This is a genomic window from Micromonospora sp. AMSO31t (assembly GCF_008868175.1).
Classification (GTDB): Bacteria; Actinomycetota; Actinomycetes; order Mycobacteriales; family Micromonosporaceae; genus Micromonospora.
The window spans coordinates 1-6,397 of record NZ_WBKT01000238.1 but is presented as its reverse complement, the minus strand read 5'-3'; the positions used below and the strand labels follow the sequence as shown (position 1 = coordinate 6,397).

Here is a 6,397-nt window from a genome sequence, read left to right as displayed (position 1 = left end):
ACTCCCCGCTGATGGCCTTCACCGACCCGCCGCTGACCACCATGCGCCAGCCGGTCGCGGCCATGGCGGTGGCCGCCGTCCGCGCCCTGGTCGACGAGATCAACGGGCACGCCGCCCCGAACTCCGAGTACCTGTTCCGCCCCGAGCTGGTGGTGCGCGGCTCGACCGCGGTGGCCCGCCCGGCCGGTGGCCCGAAGCGGCAGCGCCCCTCCTCCGTCGATCCCACCCTGGCGGTCCCCGCCTGACCCCTTGCCGTCAGTTCTTGCGCAAGGAATGCTTGACTCTTGCAGCGCCTGAGCGGCATCCTGCTCAGACGCCCTGCCGTCCCGCGCCAGAGAACGGGGATCCCCACCGATGACCTCCGCCCCCCACCCCACGCCGCTGACCGCCGACGACGACTGGTGGCGGTCCGCGGCCGTCTACCAGGTGTACGTCCGCAGCTTCGCGGACGCGAACGGGGACGGCGTCGGGGACCTCCAGGGCATCCGGCAGCGCCTGCCGTACCTGCACGACCTCGGGGTGGACGCGCTCTGGCTGACCCCCTTCTACACCTCGCCCCAGGTCGACGCCGGCTACGACGTGGCCGACTACCGCGACGTCGACCCGCTGTTCGGCAACCTGACCGACTTCGACGCCATGATCACCGACGCGCACGCCCTGGGCCTGCGGATCATCGTGGACCTGGTGCCCAACCACACCTCCAGCGCGCACCCCTGGTTCATCGCGGCCCTCGCCGCCGGCCCCGGTTCCCCCGAGCGCGAGCGCTACCTCTTCGCCGAGGGCCGGGGCGAGCAGGGCGAGCTGCCGCCGAACGACTGGGAGAGCATCTTCGGCGGCCCCGCCTGGACCCGGGTGGCCGACGGCCAGTGGTACCTGCACCTGTTCGACCCGGCCCAGCCCGACCTCAACTGGCGCCACCCGGAGGTGCGCGCCGAGTTCGAGGACATCCTGCGGTTCTGGCTCGACCGGGGCGTGGACGGCTTCCGCATCGACGTGGCCCACGGGATGATCAAGGCCGAGGGGCTGCCGGACGTCGGCTTCAACTCGATGACCACCGGCCAGCGCCAGTCCGAGCTGCTGGGCAAGGGCCGGCTGCCCTACTTCGACCAGGACGAGGTGCACGACATCTACCGCGCCTGGAGGCCGATCCTGGACAGCTACCCGGGCGGCCGGATGGCGGTGGCCGAGGCGTGGGCGGAGACCCCGCAGCGGCTGGCCCGCTACATCGGCCCGGACGAGCTGCACCAAGCGTTCAGCTTCGACTTCCTCGACGCCACCTGGTCGGCCGACTCGTTCCGCAAGGTGATCGACACGGCGCTCGCCGAGTCGACCATCGTGGGCGCCCCGACCACCTGGGTGCTCTCCAACCACGACCGGCAGCGGCACGTCACCCGCTACGGCGACGGTGAGGTCGGCCTGCGCCGCGCCCGGGCCGCCGCCCTGCTGATGTTCGCCCTGCCCGGCTGCGCCTACGTCTACCAGGGCGAGGAGCTGGGCCTGCCCGAGGTGCTGGACCTCCCCGACGAGCTGCGGCAGGACCCGGCGTTCCTGCGCACCGGGGAGAGCCGGGACGGCTGCCGGGTCCCGATCCCGTGGAGCGGCGAGCTGGCCCCGTACGGCTTCGGCCCGGAGGGCAGCGAGCTGAGCTGGCTGCCGGCCCCGGCGACCTGGCGTGCCCTCTCGGTGGCCGCCCAGGCCGGGGTGACCGGCTCGACGCTGGAGCTGTACCGGGCCGCGCTGCGGATCCGGCACGGGCACCCGGCCCTGGCCGGCACCGGCGGCATCACCTGGCTGGAGACCGAGCCCGGGGTGCTGGCGTTCCGCCGTGCCGCCGGGGACGCCGAGCTGACCTGCGTGGTCAATCTCAGCGGCGCGGAGGTGACCGTCGCCCGCCACGGCCGGCCGGTCGTCGCCAGCGCGGAGCTCAGCGAGCGGGGCGACGGGCACGTTCTGCCGGTGGACGCGGCTGCGTGGTTCGAACGGCGCTGAGCCGGGTAACCCGCCATTGACCTGGTCGTCCGTTGTGCCCCGCGCCGACGGGCGGCTGGGCTACCGACCCCTTGTGGTGGGGGGTGAGGTGGCGCCGGCCCCTCGGGGACTCGTTCCCGGGGGGTCGGTGTCCATCTGGGACCGTGGGGTACCAACGGGTGATGACGGCACACGTGGCGCAGTACACGCTCGACATCGGCGACCTCGACCGGATGGTCGACTTCTGGTCGGCCGCCCTCGGCTACACCGTCCGCCGGGGCGACGACGGCAACGCGAAGCTCTATCCGCCGCCCGGCCGGCCCGGCCCGACCGTCTGGTTACAGGGCAGCGGCACCCCGAAACGCGGCAAGAACCGCCTCCACCTGGACCTGGTCTCCGACGGGGACCCGGCGGCCGAGGTCGACCGGCTCATCGGGCTCGGCGCCCGGCGCGTCGACGTCGGGCAGACCGGCACGGAGGGCTTCGTGGTGCTCGCCGACCCGGAGGACAACGAGTTCTGCGTGCTCGACCGGCCGCCGAGCTGAGCCCTCAGGCGCCCCTGCTGGTGAGCAGCCCGGCGATCCGGGCGAGACCGGCCCGGACCTCGTCCCGGCTGGGCGTTGCCGCGGGCTCCGGCTCCCGCTCGGCCGCCAGTTCCAGCTCCTCGTCGATGACGTCCTCGAAGTCACCGTAGAGGTCGGCCTGGTCGACCCGGGCCGCCTCGTCCTCGGCGGCGATCTGCGCGGCGGCGATCTCCCCGCGGATCTCCTCGGGCGTCAGCGCCGGCAACAGCGGCTCCACCACCGCCATGAGCTGTTCCTCGGCCACCACCGCCTCGGCCAGGGCGAGCGCGTGCGGCCGCTCGTACGGGCCGCAGACCACCGGCTCCCACTCGTCGTCGTCGCCGAGCGGGCCGAAGGTGATGATCCACGGCAGGCCCAGCATCGGCGAGTCGTCCGGCAGGTCCAGTGTCACGAGTGCGCCCACCGGCCCATCATGGTCGGTCACGGCGGGGACGTGCGCCTCATTCACGCCAACTCCCCCCTCTCCGGCGGTCGCTCTCACCCGTGCGTACCGGCGTCCAGAGCCGCACGGACCAGGGCGACGGCGCGGTCCGGCGGGACGCCCAGGCGAAGCGCCTCGGCCGCGTACACCGTGGCGGCGCGGTGCAGGCGGTCGGTGGCGTCGTCCCGGCCGGGGGCCACCACGGTGCCGTGCCGGCCGCGGGTCTGCACCAGCCCGGCGGACTCCAGCTCCCGGTACGCCCGCGCCACGGTGTTCACGGCCAGGCCCAGGTCGGCGGCGAGCTGCCGGACCGCGGGCAGCCGGGTGCCGACCGGCAGCCGGCCGTCGCCGATCATCGCGGCGAACTGCCCGCGCACCTGCTCGTACGGGGGCACGGCGGAGTCCTGCTCGATCCGGATCCGGGTGCTCATCCCGCCCCTCCCGGCGTGCCCGGGTCGGTCTCCTCGTCGACCTCCACGTCCACCTCCCGCGCGCCGCCGCCCTCGGCCAGGTCCACCACGCGCCCGTAGCGGCTGGTGGCGGCCAGCGCCGCGCCGAACAGCACCATCTGGTTGAGCAGGTACAGGTAGAGCAGCAGCCCCACCGCCGTGGCCACCACCGTGTAGGCGGGGTTCCGCTCGGTGCGCACCACGTAGTAGCGCCCCACGGTGTTGAGCAGCGTGATCCCGACGGCGACCGCCAGCACGGCCGGGCGCAGCCGGCGGCGGCTCATCCGCAGCCGGGGCACCGCCACCAGCAGCGCGGTGGCCAGCACCGCGTTGACCAGCACGCTGAGCACCGCACTGACCGTGGTCAGCCCGACCGAACCGGTGCTGCGCAGCAGGAAGCGCAGCAGCGACTCCAGCGCGTCCACGGCGGCCACGGAGATGCCGAGCAGCACGAAGACCGCGACCAGCACGCCCAGGTCGACCAGGCGGCGGACCACGAGGTTGCCGGGCTGCTGGTTGAAGCCGTACATGAGCCGCTGCGAGGAGCGGATCGCCTCGACCCAGCCGATCCCGGTGAAGACCAGGATGACCAGGCCGACCACGCCGACCGTGTTGCTGCTCTCGGCGATCTGCCGGGTGTCGAGGAACGGCAGGTTCCCCTCCAGGAAGTCGCTCGCCGCGCTGCTGACCTCGCGGTTGCCCTGAAGGACCGTGCCGAAGATCCAGTAGCCGACCAGGGCCAGCGCGAACACGGCGAAGAAGCCGTAGTAGGCGATCGCGGCGGCCAGCCGGCCGCCGAGCAGGTCGGCGTAGAGCGTCCCGGCCCGCCACACGTGGTCGAAGGCCGACGACCGGGCCCGGGCCGCGTCGACGCGGCGACCGAGCGCCGTCTCGATCCGGCCGATGACGTTCACCCCGCCATCCTCACCGATCCGCCCGCCCCCTGGAGGCAGGCCGGCCGGGCGCTCAGCTCAGCCGCCGAGGCGGAAGTCGCGGCGGGGCTGCCACCGGGTGGCCCCGCTGTGCGAGAACAGGGTGAACGCCTCCACCTCGAAGAGGGCGGAGAAGTCGGCCAGGTCCTCGTACGCCTTGTCGAGCACCTCGGGCGGCACGTCCTGGGCCACCGTGACGTGGGGGTGGTAGGGGAAGCGCGCCTCGCGGTGCAGCTCGGGTGCCGCGTTGATGGCGGCGGCGAGCAGCTCGCACTCGCTGATCCCGGCGGCCACCGCCACGAAGACCACCTGGGTGACCGGCCGGAACGTGCCGGTGCCCCGCAGGTGCAGGGTGAACGGCAGGTGGGTGGCGGCCACCCGGGCCAGGTGCTCCTCGACGGCCGGCAGCGCGCGCACCGGGATCTTGGTGGGCCCGAGCAGGGTCACGTGCGCCGGGACGGCCTGCGGGTCACCCGCCTCGACCCGCCGGCGGGTGAGCATCCCGCCCCAGGGCTCCGGGATGTCCACGGCGATCCCGATCTGGATGGTGTCACCGGCGTCCGGCGCCCCGTCCCTGCCATCCACGCTGCGCGCCATCCCTCCGGCCACCGACTGCGACACCCGTTCCCGCCGGGCCGCTACTCGAACCGGACCGGCGGGAAGAAGCCAATCCGCTCGTACGCGGTGCGCAGCGTCACGGCGGCGACTGCCCGGGCCTTCTCCGCGCCCTGCGCGAGCAGCTTGTCGAGCTGCGCCGGGTCGTCCAGGTAGGCGCGGGTGCGCTCCTGGATCGGGGTGACGAACTCCCGCACCACCTCGGCGAGGTCCTTCTTCAGGTCGCCGTAGCCCCTGCCGTCGTACGCGGCGACGAGGTCGTCGATGCCGCGCCCGGACAGCGCCGAGTAGATGGTGAGCAGGTTGGAGATGCCCGGCTTGCCCTCGGCGTCGAAGACGATCTCGCGGCCCGTGTCGGTGACCGCCGAGCGGATCTTCTTGGCGGAGCGGGCCGGATCCTCCAGCAGGTCGATGATGCCGGCCGGGGAGGAGGACGACTTCGACATCTTGGCCGTCGGGTCCTGCAGGTCGGTGATCTTCGCAGTGTCCTTGACGATGTGCGGGGCGGGCACCGTGAACGTCGGGCCGAACAGCGAGTTGAAGCGCTGGGCCAGGTCGCGGGACAGCTCCAGGTGCTGCCGCTGGTCCTCGCCGACCGGCACCGCGTGGGCCTGGTAGAGCAGGATGTCGGCGGCCTGGAGGATCGGGTAGGTGAACAGGCCGACGCTGGCCCGCTCGCTGCCCTGCTTCTGCGACTTGTCCTTGAACTGGGTCATCCGGCTGGCCTCGCCGAAGCCGGTGATGCAGCCGAGCACCCAGGCCAGCTGCGGGTGCTCGGGCACCTGCGACTGGACGAAGAGGGTGCTGCGCTCGGGGTCGAGGCCGACCGCGAAGAGCTGCGCGGCGGCGACCCGGCTGCGCTGCTTGAGCACCTTCGGGTCGTGCCCCGCGGTGATCGCGTGCAGGTCCACCACGCAGTAGAAGGCGTCGTGGCTCTCCTGCAGGGCCACCCAGTGCCGTACCGCGCCCAGGTAGTTGCCGAGGTGGAACGAGTCGGCCGTCGGCTGGATGCCGGAGAAGACGCGTGGGCGGGCAGGTACGTCGGACATGCCGGCAATTCTGTCAGCAAGCCCCGGCGTCCGTCATGACGGGCCGGTGGGTCGGGTGGCCACGGGCGGGAGCGCGGCCGTGACCTCGCGCCGGGGCTCGGGCAGGCGGGCCGGGGAGACCGCGAGGCGGGACACCCGCCGCCCGTCGAGGGCCACCACCCGCAGCAGCCAGCCGCCCGGCGGGTCGTCCGGGTCCGGTCCGCCGGCGTCGTCCGGGTCGACGGCCACCGGCACCTCGTCGCCGGTGACCGGCAGCCGGCCGAGGGCGGCCATCACGTAGCCGCCGACCGTCTCGTACGGCCCGGCGGGCAGCGGCACCCCGGTGCGTTCGGCGAAGTCGGCCAGGTTGAGCCGGCCGTCGACCACGGCGGGCAGGCCG

9 protein-coding genes are annotated in these 6,397 nt (G+C 73.6%); 3 read left to right on the top strand and 6 right to left on the bottom strand.

The annotated features are described in order from the left end of the window. From F8274_RS29520 to F8274_RS29510, 3 genes are all read left to right on the top strand, one after another. The coding region (locus tag F8274_RS29520; RefSeq protein WP_192580046.1) for a substrate-binding domain-containing protein at positions 1 to 245 on the top strand (245 nt) is incomplete at its 5' end. A 109-nt stretch (positions 246 to 354) separates the two neighbouring features. Beyond that, positions 355 to 1,989: a glycoside hydrolase family 13 protein gene (locus F8274_RS29515; protein ID WP_151465629.1), complete on the top strand. Its 1,635-nt coding sequence runs from the start codon at positions 355 to 357 to the stop codon at positions 1,987 to 1,989. 161 nt (positions 1,990 to 2,150) lie between these two features. Continuing rightward, entirely contained in the window at positions 2,151 to 2,513 is a 363-nt protein-coding gene (locus F8274_RS29510) for a VOC family protein (protein ID WP_151465628.1), read from the top strand. A 4-nt stretch (positions 2,514 to 2,517) separates the two neighbouring features. Here the strand turns inward: F8274_RS29510 and F8274_RS29505 are convergent, their stop codons facing one another. The 6 genes from F8274_RS29505 to F8274_RS29480 form a co-directional block, all read right to left on the bottom strand. Further along, the gene (locus F8274_RS29505) at positions 2,518 to 2,955 is read right to left on the bottom strand and encodes a hypothetical protein (protein WP_151465627.1); all 438 of its coding nucleotides are present in this window, start codon (positions 2,953 to 2,955) and stop codon (positions 2,518 to 2,520) included. A gap of 74 nt (positions 2,956 to 3,029) precedes the next feature. After that, on the bottom strand, positions 3,030 to 3,404 hold the full coding sequence (locus tag F8274_RS29500; RefSeq protein WP_151465626.1) for a GntR family transcriptional regulator: 375 nt from the start codon (positions 3,402 to 3,404) through the stop codon (positions 3,030 to 3,032). Further along, positions 3,401 to 4,336: a YihY/virulence factor BrkB family protein gene (locus tag F8274_RS29495; protein ID WP_151465625.1), complete on the bottom strand. Its 936-nt coding sequence runs from the start codon at positions 4,334 to 4,336 to the stop codon at positions 3,401 to 3,403. Before F8274_RS29495 ends, F8274_RS29500 begins: the two co-directional genes overlap by 4 nt. A gap of 57 nt (positions 4,337 to 4,393) precedes the next feature. After that, the gene (locus F8274_RS29490; RefSeq protein ID WP_151465624.1) at positions 4,394 to 4,951 is read right to left on the bottom strand and encodes a 2'-5' RNA ligase family protein; all 558 of its coding nucleotides are present in this window, start codon (positions 4,949 to 4,951) and stop codon (positions 4,394 to 4,396) included. A 41-nt stretch (positions 4,952 to 4,992) separates the two neighbouring features. Continuing rightward, entirely contained in the window at positions 4,993 to 6,018 is a 1,026-nt protein-coding gene (gene trpS / locus F8274_RS29485) for a tryptophan--tRNA ligase (RefSeq protein ID WP_151465623.1), read from the bottom strand. A 33-nt stretch (positions 6,019 to 6,051) separates the two neighbouring features. Beyond that, on the bottom strand, positions 6,052 to 6,397 hold a 346-nt coding region (locus F8274_RS29480), incomplete at its 5' end, for a transporter associated domain-containing protein (RefSeq protein ID WP_305070075.1).

What these genes read in the sequence shown, in the direction of transcription:
- F8274_RS29515 (WP_151465629.1), top strand. Translation starts at nt 355, where the DNA reads ATGACCTCCGCCCCCCACCCCACGCCGCTGACCGCCGACGACGACTGG.
- F8274_RS29510 (WP_151465628.1), top strand. Translation starts at nt 2,151, where the DNA reads ATGACGGCACACGTGGCGCAGTACACGCTCGACATCGGCGACCTCGAC.
- F8274_RS29500 (WP_151465626.1), bottom strand. Translation starts at nt 3,404, where the DNA reads ATGAGCACCCGGATCCGGATCGAGCAGGACTCCGCCGTGCCCCCGTAC.
- F8274_RS29490 (WP_151465624.1), bottom strand. Translation starts at nt 4,951, where the DNA reads ATGGCGCGCAGCGTGGATGGCAGGGACGGGGCGCCGGACGCCGGTGAC.
- trpS (WP_151465623.1), bottom strand. Translation starts at nt 6,018, where the DNA reads ATGTCCGACGTACCTGCCCGCCCACGCGTCTTCTCCGGCATCCAGCCG.